This is a genomic window from Cupriavidus sp. DL-D2, assembly GCF_039710735.1.
Lineage (GTDB): Bacteria > Pseudomonadota > Gammaproteobacteria > Burkholderiales > Burkholderiaceae > Cupriavidus.
Genome location: NZ_JBDKXK010000054.1, coordinates 63,449 through 87,973 on the forward strand (window position 1 = coordinate 63,449; position 24,525 = coordinate 87,973).

Here is a 24,525-nt window from a genome sequence, read left to right on the forward strand (position 1 = left end):
CGGTTGGGAGATGCCCGACTCTAGCACCTTGCGTGCAGGCCGGGCACTCGCACGGCTAGCGCGCCGCAGCAGGATCTGCGACAGGAACCTCGACCATGCAGCCGCGCTCGCCGCCCAGCGTCAGCGTCAGTTGCGGCGGGCGGCCATGCGGCACCTGTGGGAAATGACCGCGATCCGCACCGGCGATGGATACACGCAGGCGACTACCTTCGGCCAAGGTCCACGCGATCGGCAGCAGCGCAAACGTCAGCGGCACGGCGCACCCCGGCGTCAGGCGCTCGGCATCGGCCTTGCGGTGCGCACGATAGGGCCACGTGGTGCGGTACTCGGCGGGGCAGGGCTCTTCCTTGCGATGCGAGGCGCGCAGCATGCCTTCGGTGATATAGCGCACCGTGCCGCTCGCTTCGACCTCCGAGAGATAGACGAACACTGCGGCGTCGGGCTGTGACGATGCCACGTCGAGATGCGCGATCACGTGACCGGCAATGGCCATCGGTGCGGACAGGGGTGCGGAATCGAAGTGCGGCAGCGCGGCTTCGTGCTGGTGCCAGTCCGCGTAGTAGTCCTCGATATTGGCCGCCCCCAGCCGCTCGTAGCGCGTCTGGCGGCCGGTGGTCCAGTCGAAGCTCACCTGCGTGGAAAGCGTGGTGGTTTCTGCCTGTGCGCGAGTCGAGAGCACAGCCTCGTCGTTCAGGTAGAGTCGCGTGTTGCCCGGAGCCGGTGGCCACGCATCGGCCGGTTTCCACCGGTTGTCGTGGATGCTGTGGTAGTGCACGCGTGCCTCGCGATCGAGGCCGGTGGGAAGGTCCAGCAGATGATGATCGAAGAAGCGCAGCACCTCGGCCAGCAGCGGGAATTCGGACGAAGGCTGCGCACGCCACGGCGATACGTTCGTGCGCGCGCCGTGATCCCATGGACCCAGCAGCAGGCGGCTATCGTGCGACGGCAGCGACAGGAACCGCGTGATCGCGCCATTGGCGTAGCCGCCGCCGTCATACCAGCCCGAGATCGAATAGACCGCGACGTCGGACGCGATGCCATCGAGATAGCGATACGGGCTGCAGCTACCGGAATCGAGCGAGGGATCGTGGAAGGCCGCCCCGTCGCGATACGCGAACTCGGGCGCCAGATCCGCCAGCGTGAAGTTGTTGCGATGCTCGGCGACCGCAGCCTGCACCAGCGCGCCATCGGTGTCTTCATCCACGCGCTCGGGGCCAGCAAAGCGCGGGTCGTTGAAGTACGGAAAGCCAGCTACGAGGTCGCGGCGGTCCTGATCCAGCGCGAGCATCAGTTCGTCGTACGCCTCCACCCATACCTTCGACAGCATGCCGCCCGGATAGAGCTGTTCACTGTAGATGTCCGACACCGAGAACAGTGGGGCGATGGCCTTGACGGCGGGGTGGCCCGTACTCGCAAGGAAACACGCGGCGGCGCCCAGGTAGGAGATACCCGTCGAGCCGATCCTGCCGCTCGACCACGGCTGGTTGGCAATCCATTCGGCCACTTCGTAGTAGTCGTCGCGCTCGGTGGGGGAGCGCAACGCATCGCGCGTGCCAAAGCTCGCGCCCGTGCCGCGCACATCCACCACGACCACGGCATAGCCTTTTGGTACGAAGGCATCGCGATACTTGGCCGCATTGGGGCTGGGCTCGGCACCGGCGCCCGTCAGACGGAATCGACGGTAATACGGCGTGAAGATGACCACGGCCGGTACGCGCTCGGGCACGACGGAACCGGCCATCGACTGCGGCAGATAGATGTCGGCAGCGAGGCGGCAGCCATCGCGCATCGGCAGGTATTGCGAGAACGGCTGTGCGGGGACGGCGAAGCGGGACGGGCGGCTGGCAAGATAGGCGGACGGCGGCGTCAGCCAGGCGTTGCCACGGGTATCGAGGTCGGACATCGTTTTTTAGGGGGGCAAGAAGTGCGCAGAGGGAACGCTGCCATGGTAAGGAGCCACCCGTTGCCTGCGGAAAGACGAAATTCCGATCTGGCCATAGGTGTGCCCTATGACCCGTGCGCTGCGGCGCGCAACCGCGCGGGCGCGTGCACGGTCAACGCGCACGCCAGCGATGATGTTGCATTGCAATAGTGCTTCCTGCCCCATGTTTGCGCGCAAACCTCGCGCATGCACTGGGGCATAGCCCTTGCCTATGTTGGCATCGGCAAACCGTATTGGTGAATCGCCGCGCAGATCCATACCATCGACATGAAATTTTCATGGACTGCTGTTGTTGCTTCGATTGGAGATTGTTGATGTACCGACGTTTGATGGCTTCCGCTTTCACCCTGCTGGCCGTGTTGAGTCATGGCGCCGCCCACGCGGACGAATCCTTTCCCAACCGGCCGATCCGCATGATCGTGCCGCAGTCCGCCGGCTCTGGCGGCGACGTGGTGGCCCGCCTGCTCGGCGAACGGCTGTCGCAGGACCTCGGCCAGTCGATCGTGGTCGACAACCGCCCCGGTGCCAACGGCATCGTTGCCATGAGCACGGTGGCCAAGGCGCAGCCCGATGGCTACACCGTCCTGCTGACCGGCGTGTCGCAGCTCAGTTTCAACCCGCACCTGTACGCCACGCTGCCGTACGATCCGCAGAAGGACTACACCTTCATCTCGCCCGTGGTCGATACGCCGTTCGTGCTGCTGGCCAGCAAGGCCAGCGGCATCACGTCTGTGCAGAGCTTCATCGACAAGGCCAAGACCAAGCCTGGTGGCCTCTCCTTCAGCAGTGCCGGTGTGGGCAACTCCACTCACCTGGCGATGGAAGTCGTGGCTGACAAGCTCGGCTTGAAGATGACGCACGTGGCCTACAAGGGTTCGGGTCCGGCGCTGACTGGCGTGGTGGCGGGCGAAGTGGACGCCATGGTCAGCGTGCTGGGCGCGGCATTGCCGCAGGTGACGGGCGGCACCGTGGTGCCGGTCATGATCATCGGCCAGAACCGTGTGAAGGAATTGCCGAACGTGCCGACTGTGAAGGAAGCGGGGATCGATGTGCCGCTGATGCCGAGCTGGTACGCGCTGGTGGGGCCGGCAGGGCTGGATGCGAAGACCGTTGCGAAGCTCAATGCGGCGGTGCAGGCCGCGCTGGCCGATCCGCAGGTCAAGGCCAAGCTGTCGGCACTGTACCTCTATCCGGTGGTGGGCAGCCCGGCAGCGATCAAGCAGCGGGCTGCGTCGGAATCGAAGGTCTGGGGTGATTTCATTCGCAAGCGCGGGATTCAGAGTTCGTGAGATAGCCGCGACAGCTTTCTCCCCTCTCCCGCGAGCGGGAGAGGGGCGGGGGAGAGGGCCGGCAGTGCAAATTGCGATGAGGTCGGCAAGCAGAACCTCCGGCCCTCTCCCCTAACCCCTCTCCCGCAGGGCGGGAGAGGGGAGCGAAATGGCGGCGGAAGAGGGGAGAAAAGATGAGCGTGAGAGGGGAGAACACTCACGCATCACCGCCTCAAAATCCGCACCGGCCAGCGGCGTGGCCAGCAAGAACCCCTGCACCTCGTCGCAGCCCACATCCTGGATCTTGCGCAATTGCGTGGGCGTCTCCACGCCTTCGGCCACCACATCCATTTGCAGCGCGTGCGATAGCGTGACGATGGCCTGCAGCAATGCGCGGCCTTCCACCTCGTGGACATCGAGCTCGCCCGTGAAGAAGCGGTCGATCTTGAGTTGCTTCACGCGGAAGCGCTGCAGGTGGGCCAGGCTGGAATAGCCGGTGCCGAAGCCGTCGATGGCCATGTCGTAGCCCCGCTCGCGGAACTGCGCCACGATCTGCGCGGTCTTGTCGGCATCGTGCATGGCGACGCTCTCGGTGACCTCGAACATGAAGCGGGACGGGGACACAGCGGCAGCGGTCACGATGGCATCGATGCGCTCCACAAGATCCGTGACAGCGAACTGCACCGCCGACAGATTGATGGCGATCTGCGTGGCTGGCAGCCGGGCATCATCCCAGCGGCGAATCCATCGGCATACCTCGGCCACCACCCATTCGCCAATCTGCACGATCTGCCCGGAGCGTTCGGCCACGCCGATGAACTCGGGCGTCGGCACCTCGCCATAGAGCGGATGCCGCCAGCGGATCAGCGCCTCGGCACCGGTCAGGTTGCGGTTCTGCGTCTTGAACTTGGGCTGGAAGGCCAGGTACAGGCTGCCATCGTCCACGCCGTGCGGCAGGTCGCGCTGCAGCACCATCGCCCGGTCGGCCTTCAGGCTCATCTCGGGCGTGAACACACGGTACGCGTTCCGTCCGGCGGATTTGGCGGCATACATCGCGATGTCCGCGTTTTGCAGCAGTTCGTCGGCGGTGGTGCCGTCTTTCGGATAGAAGGCGATGCCGAGGCTGGCAGCGGTGCGAAGACGCGCGTTATTGGCCAGCCCTTCCTTGCACAGTGTGCGCAGCAGTCGCGACGCCACGTCCGCCGCCTTGCCTTCTTCGCCGATTGCGCCGAGCACCACCACGAATTCATCGCCGCCCACGCGGGCCACCAGTCCATCGGTGCCGGTGGCGTCGACGAGGCGCGTGGCGCAGTCCTGCAGCAGCGAGTCGCCCACGGCATGGCCGAGTGCATCGTTGATGCCCTTGAACCCGTCCAGATCGAGAAACAGTACGGCGAACGGCGCGTTGGTGCGCGATGCCTCGGTAATGGTTGTTTCGATATGGCGCAGCAGCGACACCCGGTTCGGCAGGTTGGTCAGTGCATCGTGCGTGCCGAGATGATCGAGGCGGCCCCGGGCTTCGCGCAGGGAACTGACCAGCGCGCTGTTATGCCAGCCGAGAAAGAACAGTGTGCCAGCCAGCACGAGGAACGAGGCGACGGACACCAGCGCGGCGAGCCAGTCGGCGCCAATGGCGTTCACGGTCAGGCAGACAGCGCCGGGCGCGAAGCTGGCGGCGGCCATGCCGGTGTAGTGCATGCCGGCAATGGCCAGGCCCATGACCAGCGCGCCAGCAAAGCGCTTCACGACGACATAGTCGTCGCCCGCATTGCGCAGCCGGAACGCGATCAGCAGGGCCGCCATCGACGCCGCGATGGCCAGCAGCACCGATAGCGCGACGATGGGCATCGAATACTGGATACCCGGCGCCATCTTCATGGCGGCCATGCCGCAATAATGCATCGACGCAATGCCGAGGCCCATCAGCGTGCCGGCCAGCACAAGCCGCTTCGGCGTCAGCGAGCCGCGCGTGACGGTGGCCAGCGCCAGATAGGCGCTGGCGCTGGCCAGCAGGACGGAAAGGGCGGTCAGCAGCGCGTCGAACCCGATGGCGATGGGCAGCGACAACGCCATCATGCCGATGAAGTGCATCGACCAGATACCGATGCCGAGCGCCACGCAGCCGCCAGCCAGCCAGCGTTGCCGGCGTCCGCGTTCGGCGTCTGAAGGAATCCGTGCGGCAAGCTCCAGCGCGGTGTACGCGGCCAGGGTTGCCACCATGACGGAAAGGAGCACAAATAGGGGGTGATAGCTGCCGCTCATGCGTCGTCTGCCGTCTGGAAATTCGGACAATGCGCCCGTCCTGAAACCGCCGCGCGGTGAGTCTCCATGAGAAAGCCACCCACGTGACGAGGGGTCCCGCCCAGTATGTGCGGCCACCGGAACCCGGTGAATAACCCGGTTTGGTTATTTTCCGGTTTCTAAGGGTTTCCCTGGGATGCGCTGCGCATTGTCCTGCGGGAGCACGTCAAACGGACGTTTTGCCGTGCGCGGAACCCGAACCAAAAATTCCGAATCCCCGTATTCGTCGATTTGGGGGATCTGTCAATTGGCCGAAAACGTCACCCCGTACGCTGCCGTCCTGTCAGACCGACGATGCCACGCGCCAGTTGGCACGCGCACTACAACAGCGACAGGGAATCCCGACAATGAGCAGAAAGCACCAAGGCCGCGCCGCACGCGTGGCCGCTGGCCTGGCCTTCACCGCCGTACTCGCCGCCTGCGGCGGCGACGGCAGCAACGGCGCCACCACCAGCCCCGCAGCAGACACCCCCGGCACGTCCACGGCACGCAAGGTGCTGCTGATCGGCGTGGACGGTGCTACCTATGCCCAGGTGCAGGCCGCCATGGCGCGCAAGACCATGCCCAACCTGGCACGTCTGGCCGTCATGCCATCCCACACCGGCGGCACGCCGGCCACGTTGACGGCCCAGCCGCCGCTGCCATCGGCAAGCTGGGCGACGGTGCTCACAGGTAGCTGGGCCAACCGCCATGGGATTGCGGATGATGGCGACCTCGCTGCAACCGTCGATGCGCAGGGCAACACGGGTCCGAATGTCCCGACACTCTTCGAGCGTATGCGTATGGCTGACGGCGCACGCAAGCTCGGCGCAGCCACCACGTCGCCGCTGCTTCCTGCATTGCTTGCCAAGGCACGCACGGGCAGTGCGCTCGATACCGCCATCGATTGCGCGGGCGTGGATCGTTGCGTGGCCGAACAGGGACTGACGATGGTGCGCGCCGGCTACGATCTTGTGCTCGCGCAGTTCGGCGCCCCGGCGTTGGCCGCTGCGGCCGACGGTTACCAGGCGGGCAGCTACACCGCAGCGCTTTCCGCATTCGATCAATCGCTCGGCCAGTTGCTCGATGCGGTGGATGCACGCAAGCAGGCCAACGCCGGGGAAGACTGGCTCGTGGTGGTCACCACGCCGTATGGGCTGGACCGCACCGGTGTCCCCACCGCCGTGCCCACCTTGCAGAACCGCACGGCCTTCATTGCGTTGAACCAGCCGGTCGATATCAGCAACAATCGCGTTGCCGCACCGGTGCCCGATAGCGATCAGGTATTGGCCGATACGCCTGCCGAGGCGGACATCCTGCCGACTGTGCTGTCCTTTGCACGCATCGACGTGGCCGCGTCCGCGCGAAATTTCGATGGCATCGCGCTCCAGACACCGCGTGGCACGCGCGATATCGGCATCGCCGCCGGGGATTACAACGCATCGCTCGTGCTGTCGTGGACCAATCCGGTCACGGCCGCGGACAGCATTGTCGTGCTGCGCGACGGCGTGCAGGTGGCCACGCTGGCAGGAAATGCGACGAGCTTCACCGATAGCAACTTCGACCTGCCCACCGGCCTGCATCGCTTCAACTACACGCTGCTGCGCAACGGCATTGCCGCCTCGTATCTTGCGCAGTTGAACTACACGCGCCCCATGCTGCTGGCCGATTCGCTGCGCAATCAGCTCGCCATCTACTACTCGCTCGATGCGAAGCCGCCGGTCGATGTGAAGAATGGCTCCACGCTGACCCCGGCTGTTGCCGGTATCGACGGGGGCAGCCTGGTGACCGACAACTTCAAGGCCAACGCATTGCGTGTGGATTCGCGCACGGGCAGCTATCGCTTCACACCTGCCGCTGCGGATTTTGCGCTGTCGCCCCAGTTCACCCTGGGCTTCTGGTTCCGCACCGACTGCACGCAGGGCAACAGCATTGGCGAGCCGGTCATGTCGAACAAGAACTATGCATCGGGTGGTAATGCCGGTATTGCCATCGGCCTGTTCGGCAGTTGCGAACTGCGCTTCAACATCGGTAGCGGCGGTGGCAAGCGCGACGATATCAACGGCCTGAAAGTCAGTGCGAACCAGTGGGCCTATGTGGCGCTCGTCGTGGACGCCACGGCCAAGCGTTTCAGCGGCTACATCATCGATCCGCTGCGCGGCGTGCAGAAGGTGGAGAACAAGGTCATCGCCAATACCGATGTCACCAAGCTCAACGGGCTGGGCGTGGGCTGGGCGCTGAACAACGACGCCACGTTCAACTACGTGGCAAACAACGCCGGGGCGTTGAACGGTGCGATGGACTTCAACGACGTAGCCGTCTGGACCCGCGCGTTGACCGCCGACGAGTTGCTGAGCATCGACGGATCGCACAAGCCGCTGTCTTCACTGAACCCCTGATCCTCTGATTACCTGCGGCCCCTTGCGTTCTCCGCATGGGGCGCTGCCTCACGGAACTGCCGAACATGAACCTCACTCGTCCTTCGATCGACGCGCGCACCATCTTGCGCCGCATGCTGACCGGCGCGCTGTGCGCCGCCGCCATTGCCACGCTGGCCGCCTGCGGTGGCGACGGTGGCAGCGATAGCGGTAGCGGCGGCACCACCGCCACGCCGGCTTCCGAACTGCGCCCCATCGACGCGCCGGCCCAGAACACGCCGACCACGCGTTGCGCGCCCTGAACAACTCCAAAAATCCAAGAATCATGACAACAAGCAGCAGACGTCAATTCCTGAAGCTGGCCGGCACGGGTGCCGCAGCCGCCGGCCTTACCGCACTTCCGCCGTCCATCCGCCGCGCGCTTGCCATTCCCGCGAATAACGCCACCGGATCGATTCGCGATGTGCAGCACGTCATCATCCTGATGCAGGAAAACCGCTCGTTCGATAACTACTTCGGCACCTTCAAGGGGGTGCGCGGTTTCGGCGACCGGTTCCCGATTCCCACGGCGGGCGGGCGCAACGTCTGGCAGCAGCAGTACACGGTGGGCAGCCCCGCGCGCGACATCTATCCGTATCACCTTGACAGCACCGCGGGCAACGCACAACGTGTCAGCGGCACGCCGCACACGTATCCCGATGCACAGGCGGCATGGGACCTGGGTCGCATCGCCAAGTGGCCGGATTCCAAGAACACGCAGTCGATGGGCTACTTCAAGCAGGCCGAGGTGGACTTCCAGTTCGCACTGGCCAACGCGTTCACGCTGTGCGATGCGTACCACTGCGCGTTCCACGGCGGCACCAACCCTAACCGCGTGTTCCACTGGACCGGCACCAACGATCCGCTCGCCACGGGTGGCGGCCCGGTGATCGACAACAGTCAGGACACCATCGGCGCATCCACCAGCGGCTATCGCTGGACCACGTATGCAGAGCGCCTGCAAGCCGCAGGCGTGACGTGGAAGGTGTACCAGAACATGCCGGACAATTTCAGCGATAACCCGCTGGCCGGCTTCGTCAAGTTCCGCCAGGCCAACGAAGCCCGCGGCAATGCATCGAGCGGCAGCCCGTATCCGGCCTGGACACCGGCTGACGATGCAGTCACGCCGCTGCTGCGCGGCATCGCCAACACCATGCCCGATAGCGGCTTCATGCAGAGCCTGCGCGACGATATCGCGGCGGGTACGCTGCCGCAGGTATCGTGGATCGTGGCACCGGCCACGTACTCGGAACATCCGGGGCCGTCGAGCCCGGTGCAGGGCGCGTGGTACACGCAGCAACTGCTCGACATCCTGACGAGCAATCCCGATGTCTGGAGCAAGACGGTCCTGCTGATCAACTTCGACGAGAACGACGGCTACTTCGATCACGCGCCGCCGCCGTGCGCACCGGCCAGCAAGACCGATCCGCTGACGGGTGGCTCCACCATCGACAAGATGGACGCCGAGTACCACACCGATGGCAAGCCGTACGGCCCGGGCCCACGCGTGCCGATGTACGTGGTGTCGCCGTGGAGCCGGGGTGGATGGGTCAACTCGCAGGTGTTCGATCACACGTCCGTGCTGCGCTTCCTGGAGCAGCGCTTTGGCGTGCTGGAACCGAATATCAGCGACTATCGGCGCGCGGTCTGCGGCGACCTGACCTCCGCGTTCAACTTCGTCAATCCAAACAACGAAGTGTTGCCCACGCTGCCGAGTCGCACAAAAACATCGGCAGATGCCGTGCGTGCCGCGCAGCAGGCGCTCGCTCAGGTGCCGTTGCCTTCCGCCGCTGCGCAGCAGACCAACGCGGCGCGGCAGGACCCGGGCTCGCGTCCGTCGCGCGCACTGCCTTATGAATTGCACGTCAGCGCGCGCGAGAACGCCAACGCCGCCAACCAGATCGCACCGAACCAGCTCACACTGATTTTTCGCAACACGGGACGCGCTGCGGCGGTGTTTCACGTCTACGACCGTCTGCATCTGGATCGCGTGCCGCGTCGTTATGCGGTGGAGGCGGGCAAGGAACTCTTCGGCGTGTGGGACACGCTGGCCGATGGTGGCAAGTACGACCTGTGGGTGCTGGGGCCGAACGGTTTCCACCGCAGCTTTGTTGGCGATACCTCGGCATCGTCCGGCGCAGGTCGTGCCTCGCCGGAAGTGCGGGTCTGCTACGACCCCCCGCTCGGTACGGTGCGCCTGACGATGATGAACCTGGGCACGGCCACCTGCCAGTTCAGCATCAAGGCCAACGCCTATCGGAACGGAGAAACGCTGACGTTCGATATTCCCGCCGGCATGCAACTGGACCAGAGTTGGCCGGTTGGACGGCAGGGCAACTGGTACGACTTCACTGCGAGCGTGCCGCAGGGCGGCTTCCAGCGGCGCTTTGCAGGCCGGATGGAAACGGGCGCCGATGGCGTGTCTGATCCGGCGATTGCCAAGTCGGTGATTGATGCGACCGTGATCGAGTAAAGCGCGAAGGAAGTTGAGCGACTGGTAGTTTTCCCCTCTCCCTCCGGGAGAGGGGCAGGGGAGAGGGCAAGCGGTTCAAATCCCGAGGCGCTCGGCAAGCAGACCCTCCGGCCCTCTCCCCCGACCCCTCTCCCGCCTTGCGGGAGAGGGGAGCAAACAAGAGGAGAGTTGCTACTAACCCGCATCCGCCAACAGATACCCATCCACCTCCACCAGCCGATCCAGCCGAATACTTTCGCCGGAATCCAGCAGCAGGAATTCTTCTTTCTTCAGATTGACGATGTCCGCGATCCTCGCGGTGCATTGCTGAATATCACCGTTGGCGTCGCGATAGCGGATCACTGCCTGTTTGCGCAGCGTGGCCACGTCTTCCAGACGGTCATGGAATTCGCAACTGATCGGGGTGTAGTCCATGGTGAAGCTCCGGTTACTCGCGCGCTTCCACGGCGCGCAGCAGGTTGTTTCGCAAGGCCACGACCGACGCTTGCAGTTCGGCGAAGGCTTTGTCGTCGAGTCCGGTTGCGCCGCCGAGTCCTGTTTCCGACTGTCGTTCGCGCAGCTCGCGGCCGTTCGCGGTCAGCCGTATACGGACGAGCCGTTCGTCGGCAGGATCGCGGCGGCGTTCGACGTAGCCCATGGCTTCCAGTTTCTTGAGCAGCGGCGTCAGCGTGTTCGACTCCAGGAACAGTTTCTGTCCAAGGTTGCCCACGGTCTGGTCGTCTTCCTCCCAGAGCGCAACGATGGTGATGTATTGCGGATAGGTCAGCCCCAATTGTTCGAGGATGGGCTTGTAGGCTTTGCCAAAGGCAAGATTCGCCGAATACACCGCGAAGCAGAGGAAGTCTGACAGCCGCGCGGGCTTGGCCTTGGGTACGGACGGTTGCTTGCTGCTGTCAGTCATGATGTATCCCGTTGAGAGTCGGATGCGAGTGTATCGCATCCGACTGATTGGGGTTGATTACGCGGTCACTACGTTGATGGCCACGTCGATGTTGCCGCGGACAGCCTTCGAGTACGGGCAGATGGCATCGGCAGCGTGCGCCAGCTCCGTGGCCTGTTCGTGGGCGATGCCAGGCAGCGTCACGTTCAGGCGAGCCTGGAGAAAATACTCGGCGCCGCTCTGGCCGAGATCCACTTCGATATCGACGGCCAGGCCATCGGGCAATGCAATCTTGCGCTGCTGCGCGGCGAGGCCGATGGCAGCGATATAACAGGCCGACCACGCACCGGCAAAGAGTTGCTCGGCCGTGGGATGCGACTCGATGGATGTGAAGACGTGTTCCGGCGCGGCGTCGCGGCCGGGGGAGAGCTGGATATCGAGCTTGCCATGTGCGCGGCGCACGTTGCCTGCGGCCGGAGTGGTGTGGGTCTTGCCGGTGAAGAGGACTTTTTCGATCTTGCTCATGATGTCTGGCCTACAAAGTATTTCGGGTGGATTTCCATCGCAAGCGAAACAATCGCATGCGATGTAAAGCATCTTGGTGCATGGCAAAGCCAATGTCAAGGAGGAATTTGCACCGGGCGGCGGACGGCCGGGCAGGCGCCGCGTCGCTCACGCGAGCGTTAAGCAAAGTTAATCCTCTGCCGCTTCGAGTTCTCCAATAATGCGTTTTTGGCAGGCCCAAAGCGGTGGATGCATCGCAGTAACTTCAAAATTAACCCATTTTTGGGTACAAATGAGAATGAGTCTCATATAGAATTGCGACCGAGCTGGTACAGATTGCATCCAATCCAGCCACAAACACCGGGTCGAAGTCGTTGGTCAGCAGGAAAAGGGGGAATCTGTCATGCGCGTTCTGATTGTGGAAGACGATTCGCGAGTGAGTCATTGGCTCAGTGCCAAACTTCAACAGAACGGGCACGACTGCCGCCTGACGAATACTGGCGAGCAGGCGCTGGAATTGATCGGCAGCGAAGCCTTCGACGCCGTGCTGCTGGACCGCATGCTGCCCGGCATCGACGGTATCAGCGTGCTGAACGCGCTGGCCGACTATCCGCATCCGCCGGTGATGGTGCTCTCCGCCGTGGACCAGCCGAGCGACCGTGTAGAAGGGCTGCGCGCTGGCGCTGGTGACTATCTCGGCAAGCCATTCGATTTCACCGAACTGCTGCTGCGGCTGGAAGGCATGGTCAAGTGGCGCGCCACACCGAACGATCCTGACTGGATCACGCGACTGGAAGACCTCAGCATCGACTGGCGCGAGCGGCGCGTGACGCGTGGCGGCCAGTTGATCGACCTCACCGAGAAGGAGTTCGCGCTGCTGCAGGTGCTGGCCACCAATGTTGGCCGCACGGTGACCCGCGCGATGCTGCTCGAAAAAGTCTGGGGATATCAGTTCGATCCGCAAACCAACCTGATAGACGTCCATGTCTCCAAGCTGCGCAGCAAGATCGACCGGAATTTCCCCCGGTCGTTGCTGCGTACGGTGCGCGCGGTCGGTTATGTCCTGGGCTGAGCGCGTTGCCCACCTGCTGGAAACGAGCACGTTCCGCCATGCGTCCATGGTGGCGTTCATCTTCCTGCTGGTGGCCGTTGGCACGGTGCTGCTGAGTGCGCATCAGATCGACGCGTTGCTGCACAGCCACGTGCGCGATATGGTCTTGGCCGACGTCCGCACGCAGGAGCGCAGTCATCATTTCTCCGATGCGCAAAGCATGGCCGTGGCTCTCGCGCGCGACGACAGCCGCGAGCGCGAGGGCAGCAAGTCATTGGTGGTGTCGCCTGCGGGCACGCTGCTGTTCGGAGACCCCCAGGTCAGGACCGCGCTGCAATGCGAGCCGCCCTGTGCCTTGCAATGGCGCAACGTGACCGTCAGCGATACCAGCGCGCGACTCGCGCAATTGTTCGGCGTGCAGGTGCCGCTGGCCGATGGCGGCGTGTTCTTCAGCGGCTACGACATCCTGCCGATGCGCGAACGCCTGCGCGTGATTCCACTGGTGGCGGGCGCTGGCCTGTTCGCCGTGCTGCTGTCGAGCCTTGCGATCGGACTCTATACCAGCGTCCGCAGCATGCGGCGTGTGGACCGTATCCGCAGTGCACTGCGCCGCTATGTGACGGGCGAGCGTGATGCCGTAGTGCCGTGCGGACGCGATGGTGACGAGTTCGACCTGTTGGGTCAGGACATCAATCACGTGTTGCACCGCGCAAATCGGCTGATGGAAGAGGTCAAGAGCGTGAGCAGCCATCTTGCGCACGAACTGCGTACACCGCTGACGCGCCTGCACAACCGGCTGGAAACGCTGACGGAGAAAGTCGATCCGCAGATGCGCGACGATGTGGTGGGCGCGCTGGAAGAAGCCGAACGCATCCAGCGCATGTTCCGTGCGGTCCTGCGGATCGGCGAGGTGGAAGCGGGCCGTTGCGAGCATGCGTTCGAATGGTTCGAAGCCCGCACGCTGCTCGAAGATCTTGCCGAATACTATGCGCCGCTGGTGGCGCTCTCGGACATGGAGTTGCGCATCGAGACCGAGCCGGGGCGCGAACTCTATGGTGACCGCGCGCTGCTATTCCAGGCGTTGTCGAACCTGCTTGAAAACGCCATCAAATACGCGAGAAAAGACGGGGCGGGGAAGGGCGAGACACTCGTGCTGCTGGCGCGGCGCCGTGGCGATGGCATCGCACTGGGCGTGGCCGATCATGGTCCGGGCATTCCGCCCGCGCTGCGCGGGCAGGCGGTGGAGCGGTTCCGGCGTCTGGGCGGGACCACGCAGTCGGGCAGCGGTCTCGGCCTGGCATTGGTCAATGCCATTGCGCGATTGCACGGTGCGCGCCTGTCGCTCGAAGAAAACGAGCCGCATGGGTTGCTGGCCGTGCTGCTGCTCGACCGCCGCCACTGGAATGCAAAGACCGGGCTGAAGGACGCGCTCACGACTTCGTAGCGCGCCCGCCGATCCTGCGATATCAGGCCGTCTCGAACATCTCGGCCAGCAACTGTCCGAAACGATCGTAAGCCGCATTCGCACCGGCGATCACCGCATCGTGCGTCTGTGCCGGCACGGCATCGCTATCGAGCGCGGCCACGAAATTGCGCCATGCTACGGCACGGCCTTCCGGGTACGCAGCGAGGTTGCGTGCGCCGAACTCGGCTGACAGGCCCAGGCTTTCTTTCGCGGCCTTGAACAGGAAAGCGGCGCCAAGCGTGGAGCCTTCGGAAACATAGAGCCAGCCCAGTGCCTCGGGCATCGCCACGCCTGCGCTGGCGATGTCGCCCGTCGGCGCGTCCCACTTCAGATCCTTCAAGTCCGCCAGCGATGCCTCGGCGCGTCCGCGTCCGTCGAGATCGGGCACCGCAGCGCGCACGGCGGCATCCGCAAACAGGTGCTCCACATCGCGCTGGAACAGATACTGCGCGGCAACAAAGCGCGCATAGCCTTCGCGGCTCGCAAACGGATCGGCGCTTTCCATCAGCGTGTGCATGCGCTCATGCTGTGCAGCGGTCTCTTGCTTGAGGCGGGAAGACAGCGTGGGCTGGGCGACTGGGTTCGTGGTCATCGGCGAGACACTCATAAATGATTCGAGAGGGTGAACAGCGGTCACTCTTTTTACGTGATCGCACTGCGCAAGGCACGTTAACCTTGCTTCATGTTGGATACGTACTTAATTCGCCTGCGACAGTGTGTGTGTCTGCGCGGGCAGGTCGCCCAGCAAGTGCTGGTACTGGTAGCGGAATGCCGTGCCGTCTGTGCCCAGCAGGCGCGGCAACGGCGTGATGAAGTTCTTGCGGATCTCCACGGTGATGCGCCAGACCGGCACGGTGCGCGTCGGCGCCGTCTTGGCCTTGCGCGCGTCGTTGCCATCCAATGCATCGAGCGACGTGAAACTCTCGACGGCAACGGTAGCGATATCGCTGTCACCCAGATAGCCATGCGAGGCGGCGGCCATGCGCTGGCGCACCATCCGCTCCATCTGTCCGGCTTCGATGGATTCCGCAGGGTCCTCGCGGAACTGCGCGATGGCATGCTCCAGTGCCGAACTGCCCATGTTGATGGCCAGGCCGATGTTGCCCAGCTCCATGAACATCATGGCGCCGGCGATGATGACAGGCAGCGCAAACGCTGCCTCGACGGCCAGTGCGCCACGGTTGCGGCTGGTGGGGGGAGTGCGATGACGCATAGCGGGGGAGATCAGCCGTGAAACAGCACGAACGCCGCGCCGGCAGCGATCGCGAAACCATAGGGGATGCCGGGCGTAGTGTGCGAACTGAGCGCCAGCGGCGTGGGTAGCGGCCGATGCAGCCATGTGCCGAGCCGTGACACCCGTGCGGCCAGGAATCGCTCGATCCTGCGCAGCAAAGGCAGGCCAAGCGCCAGCACACCGCCCGCCAGCGATGTGACCACGAGGAACGCAGATACCTCGTTGCCCATCCACAGGCACAGCACGGCCACCAGCTTCACATCGCCCGCGCCCGCCCAGTGCATGGCAAACAGGCCGTAACCGACTATCAGCACGATGGCAGCGGCAAGGACGCCGCGTGCAATGCCGGGCCATGACAATGCTTCCGATCCTTGCAGGCCGAGCCACGCAAGCTGCATCAGCCACAGCACGAGCAACCCCAGCACCAGACGATTGGCAATGCGTCGGTAAAGCAGGTCGGAGAAGCCGACCCAGAGCAGCACAGGCGGCAACACCCACCCGGCGAACGCCAGCGACCCCGTCATCAGCGCACGTGAACGCCACACCGAGCGTACGGAAATTGCGGAATATGGGGCGACATGAGCGAACTCCTAACGAACGCGGATGAGACGAACGGACCCGGCACAAACTTTCGGCCAGGTCCGTATTGAGAATCATTGTTGTTCGTGAGGCAAGTTACGGATCATTAAGAATTTTTGTGGTTTGAAGCTGGCGGGGGCGCATAGCAGCGGGCGAGGGCTTGTTTGCTCCCCTCTCCCGCAACGCGGGAGAGGGGCCGGGGGAGAGGGCCAGCGGTGCAATCACCAACAGGTCGCAATTTGAACTGCATGCCCTCACCCCCACCCCTCTCCCACTTACGCGGGAGAGGGGAGCGCATAGCGGAGGACGTGGGCCCATACGATGCCGCTCGGTTTGCTCCCCTCTCCCGCAACGCGGGAGAGGGGCTGGGGGAGAGGGCCGGCGGTGCAATCACCAACAGGTCGCAATTTGAACTGCATGCCCTCACCCCCACCCCTCTCCCACTTACGCGGGAGAGGGGAGCGCATAGCGGAGGGTGTCGGTCTCTATGACACGCTCGGCAAGCGCATCACAGAAACATCCCGCCCGACACTTCCATCCGCTCGCCAGTCATCCAGCCCATTTCCGGCGAGAGCATGGCGGCTACTGCACCGCCGATATCGTCGGGCTGGCCGACGCGGCCCAGTGCGGTGTTGGCGGCGACGAGGGCATTGACCTGCGGGTTGTCGCGGACCACCCCGTTGCCGAAGTCGGTGGCGATGGCGCCAGGGGCCAGCGTGTTGACGCGGATGCCGCGTGCGCCGAGTTCCTTGGCCAGGTAGCGGGTGAGCACCTCCACGCCGCCCTTCATCGTGGCGTAGGTGGTCTTGCCCATGCCGTAGAAGCGGGCCAGGCCACTGGAGACATTGATGATCCGTCCGCCATCGGCAAGCATCGGCACCAGGGCTTGCGTCAGGAAGAACACGCCCTTGAGGTGGATGTTCATCAGGTCGTCGAATTCCGCTTCGGTGGTCTCCATGAACGAGACGTTGGAACCCGTGCCCGCGTTGTTGAACAGCGCGTCGAAGGTGTCGCGACCGAACGTTTCGGAGAGCGTCTGGCGCAGCGTTTCCGCGAACGCCTTGAACGTGCTGGCCCGGCCGGTGTCGAGTTGCAGCGCGACGGCCTTGCGTCCCGCGCGTTCCACGGCGGCGACGGTTTCCTGCGCGGCGTCGGCACGCTGGGCGTAGGTGATGACCACATCCCAGCCCTGTGCGGCCAGATGCAGTGCGGCGGACTTGCCGAGGCCACGGCTGCCACCGGTAATCAGGGCGATGCGCGAGCAGGAAAGGGTTGGGTGGGTCATGGTCGGGCTCCTGGGTAGTGAGATCTGACTGGATCAATTGGGTCGGTCCAGTTACTCTACTGTTCGGATGCGAGCGGATAAATAACGCCGCATCGACATCACTGGTCGAATTTCTCGATCAATGGTCTTGCCCCATTTTTCACGCGCCCCCACGCCCCACGCCCCATGACCGCCGAACTTCCGTCCACTGCTGACCTGCGGGTTTTTGTGCTCGTCGCACAGCAAGCCAGCTTCACGCAGGCGGCACTGCGCTTGCAGGTGCCGCGCTCCACCGTATCTACATCGATCAGCCGGCTGGAGAAGCAGCTCGGTGCGCGCCTGCTGCAGCGCACGACGCGTCGCGTGGTGCTGACGAGCGAGGGCCAGGAACTGCTCGGCCGCAGCGAACGGTTGCTGGAGGAATTCGAGGAACTGGCAACGCTGTTCAGCACAAGCCATCAACAGTTGAGCGGCCTGTTGCGCGTGGATATGCCGCTCGGCATGGCTGCCGGTGTCGTCATGGCCGCGCTGCCTGAATTCATGGCGCGACATCCCGCCTTGCAGATCGATGTCTGCAGCACGGATAGGCGGGTGGATGTCATTGCAGATGGGTTTGACTGTGTGGTCCGGGCCGGGAGCGTCGTGGACGAGTCACTGGCATGCCGGCCGATTGGCCAGATGCCGCTGGTCAACGTCGTCAGCCGCAGCTATGTGGCAGCGCACGGCGTGCCCGAGAAGTTGGACGATCTCGCCATGCACTGGCTGATCCATTACATGCCCAACCCGTCGAGCACGCCCATGGGATTCGAGTACGAGGAGGGCGGCGTGACCCGCAGCGTGCCGATGGCCCATCGGGTGACCGTGAACAACAGTGCCGCATACAGCGCGGCATGCCGGGCAGGATTCGGCCTGGCCCAGATTCCGCTTGCCACGGCGGCTCCCGATCTGGAGACGGGTTTGCTTGTCGAAGTGATGACGCGCCACATACCCGCACCGATGCCGATCAACCTGCTGTATCCACATCGCCGTAATGTTCCGGCCCGTGTCCGTCAGTTCGGGGATTGGATGAGCGAAAGACTCGGCGGCTTGCTGGCCTGAGTGTCAAACCGGAAAGCAGAAGCGCCCGCAGCATCGCGGGCGCCTTGTCTGGCGAGGTGGGTCAGGCGGCCTGACTCACACGCTCCGCTCCAGACAACTGGTTCGCATAGTCATGGTTGACATCCCTGTGCCCGACCTCATCGGCGCGCACTGCCAGGACCACATCGCCCGGATAGGGAGGAAAAGGGCAGGAAAATGCCCCGGCCATTCAGCCGGGGCGCCAGACTCACTCGGGCATGATGTCTGGCCGGTCGCGCGGGAACTGCGCGAGGGTTTCGGCGCTGATGTTCAGCGTCTGCATCACCATTTCCGGCGGCGTGTGGGCGAGCCAGTCGGACAGCGAGACTTCCGCAAAGTGATCGGCCTTGAAGACCTCGACGAAGATCAGGTCGGTATCGCCCACGTTCTGCACATAGTGGCCCAGGCCCTTGCGGACATAGCCGATATCGCCCGCGCGGAAGTCGGCGGTCATCGCCTTCGGTCCCGTATCGAACACGGTCACGCGGCCCTTGCCCTTGACGTAGTACTGCCATTCATCGGCGTTCGGATGCCAGTGCAGTTCGCGCAGTCCTCCCGGATGCACGGTGACCAGCGCCGCCGCGATGTTCTTCGAGATATGGAAGTTGCGGCTGTCTGCGATCTGCACCTGGCCGCTGCGGGTTTTGCGCACCGGCACGGAGTCAGAGAGCGAGAACGTCACGGGGAGCGCCGGCGGACCCTTCTTCGACGACGCCGCGCGCTGGGCCGCGGCAAGCGGGCCGGGCTGCGTGCCCTGGAAGATCCACAGGTTATCGACCGGGATGTTCTTGAACGCTTCCACGGGCACGCCGAAGTTGGCGGCCAGGATCTCGGGCGGTGTGTGCGCAACCCAGTCTGTGAGCAGCAGCGTGTTGAATTCCGATGCCATGCCGCTATCGAACGCGATCAGGAACTCGGCGCCCGTGGTGCCCGCCCCTTGCAGCGAATGGGGGAGTCCGGGTGGGAAGTACCAGAGGTCGCCGGCCTTCACGTCCTGCACGGAAGGACGGCCTTCCTCGTCGAGCGTGGTGATGCGGCATTTGCCGTCGAGCATGATGGCCCACTCGGCCTGCTGGTGCCAGTGCATCTCTCGAATGCCACCTGCGGAGAGCCGCATGTTGACGCCGGAGATGTCCTTGGAAATCGCAAAGTCCTCCTGCGTGACCTCCCGCGCCCAGCCGCCGTTCTGCACGCGCTTGTGCGCGTTGTTGAAGGACGCCCAGAACTGCGGCATGCCGTTGACATCGGTAGGCGGCGCGTTCTGCGCGGACGGGAACTGATCCGCCAGCGCGCGGTTCTGCGGGCCTGGGTCAGTGAGGTCCTGCGGATTGCGTGCGTTGATCGCGCCTTCAGGCGGACGATCGGGGTTGCCGAATGTCGCGGCATGCGCCGTGGCGGCCGCGGCGAGCGCGGCGGCCGCCGCACCCATCATTACGTTGCGTCTGGCCAGGTTGGTCATGGTGTACCTCGCGGGAAAGTCAGAGGAGGACAGGAAGCCCTGCGCGGGCTGCGCCGATCAGGCCCCGTTGTAGTTAATCTTCAGCGTCTGGTCCTGCAGCGACTTCTTCACGTGCGTGGCCAGCTTCTGGCCAGGGGCCTTCTTGCAGGCTTCGACAACGTGTTCGACGGTGCGCGGCGTGTCCACCGTGATCTCGTCGTTCTCGCGCACGCCGAGCTTGTCCTTGCTGGCGATCCAGTACACCACGGCGGGCTTGTAGGCCTCGCTGACCGACAGGAATTCCTCGCAGGTCATCTTGAACGGCTTGACGGTCTTCACGTCTGCAGGGGCTGCGGCGCTGGCGATCAGCGGCGTGGCGAGCACGGCGGCGAGCAGGGAGGCGAGGATCGGAGTCGAGGCTTTCATTTGCAGTTCCTTGAAAGTGAATGAGGGAATCTTCGAAGGGAAGGGCATGTCTGCATGGCCATTCCTTGAGACCGATCATAGGAGCGGCGCCGCCACCGACATTGCCCCAATACATGAGCGATTGCCGAAACACATGGTGGTGCCGGGCACGAACCCTGCTATACCTGGCCAGACGTGATTTGATAGGCTGTGGCACGGGTATGTGCGCATTGCAGTGGTGCGCGAGCGCGATACCGTGTTGAAAACAATGACTGAACTGGCGCCGCCATGGCCGCCATCCGCCCCCGAATGGATACACCTGATCGCCTGCTTCGCTGTTTTCTTCGCATTGCCGAACTCAAATCGCTGTCACGGGCCGCCGAGGATCTGGATCAGACGCAATCGGGTGTCAGCAAGCAACTGTCCACACTGGAGGCGCAACTGGGCAAGCCCTTGTTCGTGCGCACCGGGCGCGGCGTGGCCTTGACGGAAGCCGGGCAGAAGCTGCAGGAGGCCATCGAGGGACCGTACCGCGCCATCGATCAGGCCGTCGATGCCATACGCCAGGCGCATGGCACCACGCAGGGCACGGTCAGGCTGGCCATCGTGCATACGGTCAGCTACTACTTCATCGCCGATGTGGTGGCGAGCTTCGTCAGCACGCATCCGAACGTGAACCTTTCGCTGATGGGGCGCAGTTCCGCCGATGTCGTGGCGTTGGTGGAGGGGGGCAAGGCGGATCTCGGCGTGGTCTACGACACGGCCGTGGACACCGCCGCGCTGACCGTACATCCGCTGTTCGAGGACGAGATGTGCCTGGTGACGCGGCAACCTTCCCATGGCACACCGGCGGAAGACGGGGTGGACCTGCGGGACCATTCGCTGCGTCTCGTCGGTTTTCCGCAAGGCTATGCCTTGCGTCGAATGATCGAGAGCGCGGGGCTGCGGCCCGTGTACGTGACCGAGGCTGAGACCGTGGATGCGATGCTCAAACTGGTCTCCACCGGCGTGGGCGAGTGCATCCTGCCTTGCCGCCTGCCCGAGCGCCTGCTCAATGAATACGGGCTGCACAAGATGAAGATCCGCGCACCGCTGCTGCGCCGCCGCATGGTGGCGGTCACGCACGCCGCGCGCCACGCGCTGCCGCTGGCCGATACGCTGCTGGAATGCGCGCTGCAGGTCGCACGCTCCCTCGACACACCGACGCAGTCCTGAAGGCTGCTGTGGTGAAAGCCATGACCAACCTGTGACCAGATGAGATAGCTGCTATGAACACCACGTCATAGCACGTGCGAGGTCTGGTTTTCATACTTCTTCCTGCATCGCCGGGTTTCATGCCGGCGAGCCCACCACGGAGAGAAGACATGAACGCCCCCCTCAGAGACAAATCCTATTTCGACACGCGCGCCACGACCGAAATGGCGCAGCACCTGCGCAACAAGCCGCGCACGATGCAGGAAACCATGGCCTATGCCTGCCGCATCCTGGCCATGACCGAGCAGGAAGCCGGCCTGGCCGGGCAGATCAGTGTGCGTTCCGAACGTCCGGGCGCCTACTGGACGCTGCGCTTCGGACTCGGCTTCGACGAAGCCACGCCAGCCGATTTCATCGAAGTGGACCGCGATCTCAATACGCTGACCGGCGACGGCATGCCGAATCCGGCTACGCGTTTCCACCTGTGGGTCTATGACGCAAGGCCCGATGTCCATTCGATCATCCACACGCACTCGCCCTGGGCGTCGGCACTTGCCGCCGCACGCCAGCCGCTGGTGATCTCGCAGATGGACATGACGCCGCTGCACGACGATTGCGCGTTCCTGGGCGAATGGCCCGGCGTGCCCATTGCCGACCAGGAAGGCGTGATCATCTCCGAGGCGCTGGGTGCCAAGCGCGCCATCATCCTCGCGCATCACGGCTACCTCACGGCAGGCAAGAGCTGCGAGGAAGCGACCTATCTCTCCGTCTACCTCGAACGCGCCGCGCGCATGCAGATCCGTGCGCAGGCATTCGGTGCGCTCACACCCGTCGACGACGCACTCGCTCGCGAGGCGCACGACTACCTGCTCAAACCATCCATCGTCAACGCCACGTTTGCGTACTGGGCACGGCAGACGCACGGCATTGCGCCGTTGCCTCCCGCCTGAACCGCCGCTGTTCACCCAGAATCCAAAAGGAGCGTCACGATGAACACCATACCGACCACGCGCTCACGTCGCGCGTATGTCACGGCGGGCCTCGCCAGCATGATGGGCACCACCATAGAGTGGTACGACTTTTTCCTGTACGGCACCGCTGCCGCACTGATTTTCAACAAGATATTCTTTCCCGCATTCGATCCGCTGACCGGTACGCTGGCGGCCTTCGCCACGTACTCGGTGGGATTCTTCGCCCGTCCGCTCGGCGGCATCGTCTTTGGCCACTTCGGAGACAAGGTGGGCCGCAAGTCGATGCTGCTCATCACGCTGTTCATGATGGGCATTCCCACCATCCTGATCGGCCTGATCCCGTCGTACGAGAGCATCGGATACTGGGGCGCCGTGGCGCTGGTGCTGCTGCGCCTGCTGCAGGGCGTGGCAGTTGGCGGCGAGTGGGGCGGCGCCGTACTGATGGCCGTGGAGCACGCGCCGGAAGGCAAGAAGGGATTCTTCGGCAGCCTGCCGCAGGCGGGCGTGGCGCCGGGACTCGTGCTGTCCTCGCTCGCGCTGGGCATGGTGGCGACGCTGCCGGAGAAGGACATGCTGACGTGGGGTTGGCGTATCCCGTTCCTGGCCAGCGTGGTGCTGTTGGCAGTGGGCTGGTTCATTCGCGCGAAGGTGGCCGAGTCGCCGGACTTCGAGCAGGTGCAGAAGAAGGGCGACAACGTGGAGATGCCAGCGCTGGTAGTGCTGCGCCGCTACCCGCGCCAGGTACTGACCGTGGTGGGCGGTCGGCTGGCCGAGGTGACGTGGTTCTACACGGTGGTCACGTTCTCGCTGGCCTATGCCACCGGCACGCTCGGTATCCCGAAGACCGTGATGCTCGATGCCACGGTATGGGGAGCCGCCATCGCGCTGTTCACCATGCCGCTGTTCGGCATGCTGGGTGACCGCATCGGTTTCAAATGGGTGTTCATGGCGGGGACCGCTGGCATCCTGCTCTTCGCACCGCAGTTCTTCGCGCTGCTGCAGACACTCGATCCGCACAACATCACGATTGCGCTATCGATTGCCATCGGCCTGGTCTACGCTGCCTTGTACGCGCCGGAAGGCAGCCTGTTCTCGGCGCAGTTTCCGGCGGAGGTGCGCTACAGCGGGATTTCGATCGCGGTGCAGGTATCGGGCGCCATCGGCGGGGGTTTGGCGCCTATCGTGGCCACGTCATTGCTGGCATACGGCGGCGGCAATCCCACCTATATCGTGTGGTATCTCGGCATCCTGAGCGTCATCGCCTTCTTCAGCGCGGCCTGCATGCGTGGCTCGGATTTCGTCAGTGCGCCCATCGCGGCAGTCCCTGGGAGCAAGCGCGTATGAACCGGCCCGCCATCGACTATTACTTCTGGATGAATTCGGACTGGGCCTACCTGGGCGCGGACCGACTCGATGCACTGGCCCGTCGCCACGACGTGGAGATTCGCCACAAGCCCGTGGATCTGCCCGATGTGTATGCGCGCACTGGTGGCATGCTGCTGGGAAAGCGCTCTGCGGAACGGCAGCAGTATCGGGTGACCGAACTGGCACGCTGGTGCCGCAAGCTCGGTATCCCGGTCAATCCGCAGCCACGGTATATGTGTCCCAACGCCGATCTGGCGTCGCGCATCGTCATCGCCGTGGACGCGCAGAAGCAACCCGTGCTGGAGTTGTACAAAGCGATCCTGCGTGCGGAGTGGTGCGAGGAACGTGACATCTCGTCGGAGCAGACGCTGCGCGAGGTGCTGGCCGATCAAGGCTTCGATGCGGATGCCTCGATTGCGCGCGCAAACCTGCCGGAAATCGAGGCAACGTATCGCCGCAACACGGACGAGGCCGTGGCTGCAGGGGTGTTTGGGTCGCCGTCTTACGTGTTCGAAGGCGAGTTGTTCTGGGGGCAGGATCGGCTGGAGATGCTGGAGGAAGCGGTGGTGGCGCGGGTTTGATGTCCTTGCTCACCGCTTGTGTTGCTCCCCTCTCCCGCATGCGGGAGAGGGGTTGGGTGTAGTGGTCCAATAAACCTGGACACCTCAAAAGGTAGACT

23 protein-coding genes are annotated in these 24,525 nt (G+C 64.1%); 11 read left to right on the top strand and 12 right to left on the bottom strand.

Annotated elements, in window-relative coordinates; genetic code table 11:
• Positions 1–55: 55 nt before the first annotated feature.
• The gene (locus ABDB81_RS22940) at positions 56–1,903 is read right to left on the bottom strand and encodes a CocE/NonD family hydrolase (RefSeq protein WP_346813683.1); all 1,848 of its coding nucleotides are present in this window, start codon (positions 1,901–1,903) and stop codon (positions 56–58) included.
• A 353-nt stretch (positions 1,904–2,256) separates the two neighbouring features.
• Between ABDB81_RS22940 and ABDB81_RS22945 the strand changes: the two genes are divergently transcribed.
• Positions 2,257–3,231, top strand: coding sequence for a tripartite tricarboxylate transporter substrate binding protein (locus ABDB81_RS22945; RefSeq protein WP_346813684.1), 975 nt, complete (start codon positions 2,257–2,259; stop codon positions 3,229–3,231).
• Positions 3,232–3,342: 111 nt separating this feature from the next.
• On the opposite strand, the gene ABDB81_RS22950 is transcribed toward ABDB81_RS22945, so the two are convergent.
• Positions 3,343–5,472 (bottom strand): EAL domain-containing protein, encoded by a 2,130-nt coding sequence (locus ABDB81_RS22950; RefSeq protein ID WP_346813685.1) that lies wholly within the window; start codon positions 5,470–5,472, stop codon positions 3,343–3,345.
• Positions 5,473–5,858: 386 nt separating this feature from the next.
• Between ABDB81_RS22950 and ABDB81_RS22955 the strand changes: the two genes are divergently transcribed.
• The 3 genes from ABDB81_RS22955 to ABDB81_RS22965 all read left to right on the top strand — a co-directional run bounded on the left by ABDB81_RS22955 (position 5,859) and on the right by ABDB81_RS22965 (position 10,380).
• Entirely contained in the window at positions 5,859–7,889 is a 2,031-nt protein-coding gene (locus ABDB81_RS22955; protein WP_346813686.1) for a LamG-like jellyroll fold domain-containing protein, read from the top strand.
• A gap of 65 nt (positions 7,890–7,954) precedes the next feature.
• A complete protein-coding gene (locus ABDB81_RS22960; RefSeq protein ID WP_137928373.1) occupies positions 7,955–8,170 on the top strand; it encodes a hypothetical protein in 216 nt (71 codons plus the stop codon).
• A gap of 23 nt (positions 8,171–8,193) precedes the next feature.
• Entirely contained in the window at positions 8,194–10,380 is a 2,187-nt protein-coding gene (locus ABDB81_RS22965; RefSeq protein ID WP_346813687.1) for a phospholipase C, phosphocholine-specific, read from the top strand.
• Between the two features lie 174 nt (positions 10,381–10,554).
• On the opposite strand, the gene ABDB81_RS22970 is transcribed toward ABDB81_RS22965, so the two are convergent.
• Genes ABDB81_RS22970 through ABDB81_RS22980 form a run of 3 tightly spaced genes read right to left on the bottom strand, consistent with a single transcriptional unit; the run spans position 10,555 to position 11,785 of the window.
• Positions 10,555–10,794, bottom strand: coding sequence for a hypothetical protein (locus ABDB81_RS22970; protein WP_137928371.1), 240 nt, complete (start codon positions 10,792–10,794; stop codon positions 10,555–10,557).
• A 13-nt stretch (positions 10,795–10,807) separates the two neighbouring features.
• On the bottom strand, positions 10,808–11,281 hold the full coding sequence (locus tag ABDB81_RS22975) for a MarR family transcriptional regulator (RefSeq protein ID WP_160473595.1): 474 nt from the start codon (positions 11,279–11,281) through the stop codon (positions 10,808–10,810).
• Positions 11,282–11,338: 57 nt separating this feature from the next.
• Positions 11,339–11,785 (bottom strand): Ohr family peroxiredoxin, encoded by a 447-nt coding sequence (locus tag ABDB81_RS22980; RefSeq protein ID WP_137928369.1) that lies wholly within the window; start codon positions 11,783–11,785, stop codon positions 11,339–11,341.
• A 382-nt stretch (positions 11,786–12,167) separates the two neighbouring features.
• Between ABDB81_RS22980 and ABDB81_RS22985 the strand changes: the two genes are divergently transcribed.
• Positions 12,168–12,836, top strand: coding sequence for a response regulator transcription factor (locus tag ABDB81_RS22985; RefSeq protein WP_137928368.1), 669 nt, complete (start codon positions 12,168–12,170; stop codon positions 12,834–12,836).
• Positions 12,823–14,259: a HAMP domain-containing sensor histidine kinase gene (locus tag ABDB81_RS22990; RefSeq protein WP_346813688.1), complete on the top strand. Its 1,437-nt coding sequence runs from the start codon at positions 12,823–12,825 to the stop codon at positions 14,257–14,259. Before ABDB81_RS22985 ends, ABDB81_RS22990 begins: the two co-directional genes overlap by 14 nt.
• 22 nt (positions 14,260–14,281) lie before the next feature.
• Here ABDB81_RS22990 and ABDB81_RS22995 read toward each other — a convergent pair whose 3' ends face one another.
• The 4 genes from ABDB81_RS22995 to ABDB81_RS23010 form a co-directional block, all read right to left on the bottom strand.
• Positions 14,282–14,872 carry a biliverdin-producing heme oxygenase gene (locus tag ABDB81_RS22995; protein WP_346813689.1) on the bottom strand — a complete coding sequence of 197 codons (591 nt, stop codon included), beginning with the start codon at positions 14,870–14,872 and terminating at the stop codon, positions 14,282–14,284.
• 105 nt (positions 14,873–14,977) lie between these two features.
• Positions 14,978–15,493, bottom strand: coding sequence for a hypothetical protein (locus tag ABDB81_RS23000; RefSeq protein WP_160473597.1), 516 nt, complete (start codon positions 15,491–15,493; stop codon positions 14,978–14,980).
• A gap of 11 nt (positions 15,494–15,504) precedes the next feature.
• On the bottom strand, positions 15,505–16,038 hold the full coding sequence (locus ABDB81_RS23005; protein WP_160473598.1) for a prepilin peptidase: 534 nt from the start codon (positions 16,036–16,038) through the stop codon (positions 15,505–15,507).
• A 563-nt stretch (positions 16,039–16,601) separates the two neighbouring features.
• A complete protein-coding gene (locus ABDB81_RS23010; protein WP_346813690.1) occupies positions 16,602–17,378 on the bottom strand; it encodes an SDR family oxidoreductase in 777 nt (258 codons plus the stop codon).
• A 165-nt stretch (positions 17,379–17,543) separates the two neighbouring features.
• Between ABDB81_RS23010 and ABDB81_RS23015 the strand changes: the two genes are divergently transcribed.
• Positions 17,544–18,455 (top strand): LysR family transcriptional regulator, encoded by a 912-nt coding sequence (locus ABDB81_RS23015; RefSeq protein WP_346813691.1) that lies wholly within the window; start codon positions 17,544–17,546, stop codon positions 18,453–18,455.
• A 61-nt stretch (positions 18,456–18,516) separates the two neighbouring features.
• On the opposite strand, the gene ABDB81_RS23020 is transcribed toward ABDB81_RS23015, so the two are convergent.
• Genes ABDB81_RS23020 through ABDB81_RS23030 form a run of 3 tightly spaced genes read right to left on the bottom strand, consistent with a single transcriptional unit; the run spans position 18,517 to position 20,337 of the window.
• A complete protein-coding gene (locus tag ABDB81_RS23020; protein WP_249359094.1) occupies positions 18,517–18,663 on the bottom strand; it encodes an alternative oxidase in 147 nt (48 codons plus the stop codon).
• A gap of 18 nt (positions 18,664–18,681) precedes the next feature.
• On the bottom strand, positions 18,682–19,932 hold the full coding sequence (locus ABDB81_RS23025) for a cupin domain-containing protein (RefSeq protein ID WP_137923518.1): 1,251 nt from the start codon (positions 19,930–19,932) through the stop codon (positions 18,682–18,684).
• Positions 19,933–19,989: 57 nt separating this feature from the next.
• The gene (locus ABDB81_RS23030; protein ID WP_160473600.1) at positions 19,990–20,337 is read right to left on the bottom strand and encodes an HdeA/HdeB family chaperone; all 348 of its coding nucleotides are present in this window, start codon (positions 20,335–20,337) and stop codon (positions 19,990–19,992) included.
• Between the two features lie 288 nt (positions 20,338–20,625).
• Here ABDB81_RS23030 and ABDB81_RS23035 point away from each other — a divergent pair, with 288 nt between their 5' ends.
• The 4 genes from ABDB81_RS23035 to ABDB81_RS23050 all read left to right on the top strand — a co-directional run bounded on the left by ABDB81_RS23035 (position 20,626) and on the right by ABDB81_RS23050 (position 24,427).
• Entirely contained in the window at positions 20,626–21,531 is a 906-nt protein-coding gene (locus ABDB81_RS23035) for a LysR family transcriptional regulator (RefSeq protein ID WP_346813695.1), read from the top strand.
• Positions 21,532–21,680: 149 nt separating this feature from the next.
• Positions 21,681–22,460 (top strand): aldolase, encoded by a 780-nt coding sequence (locus ABDB81_RS23040; protein WP_346813692.1) that lies wholly within the window; start codon positions 21,681–21,683, stop codon positions 22,458–22,460.
• A 39-nt stretch (positions 22,461–22,499) separates the two neighbouring features.
• Positions 22,500–23,825, top strand: coding sequence for an MFS transporter (locus ABDB81_RS23045; protein ID WP_137923515.1), 1,326 nt, complete (start codon positions 22,500–22,502; stop codon positions 23,823–23,825).
• Positions 23,822–24,427: a 2-hydroxychromene-2-carboxylate isomerase gene (locus ABDB81_RS23050; RefSeq protein ID WP_137923514.1), complete on the top strand. Its 606-nt coding sequence runs from the start codon at positions 23,822–23,824 to the stop codon at positions 24,425–24,427. Before ABDB81_RS23045 ends, ABDB81_RS23050 begins: the two co-directional genes overlap by 4 nt.
• The last annotated feature ends 98 nt before the right edge of the window (positions 24,428–24,525 follow it).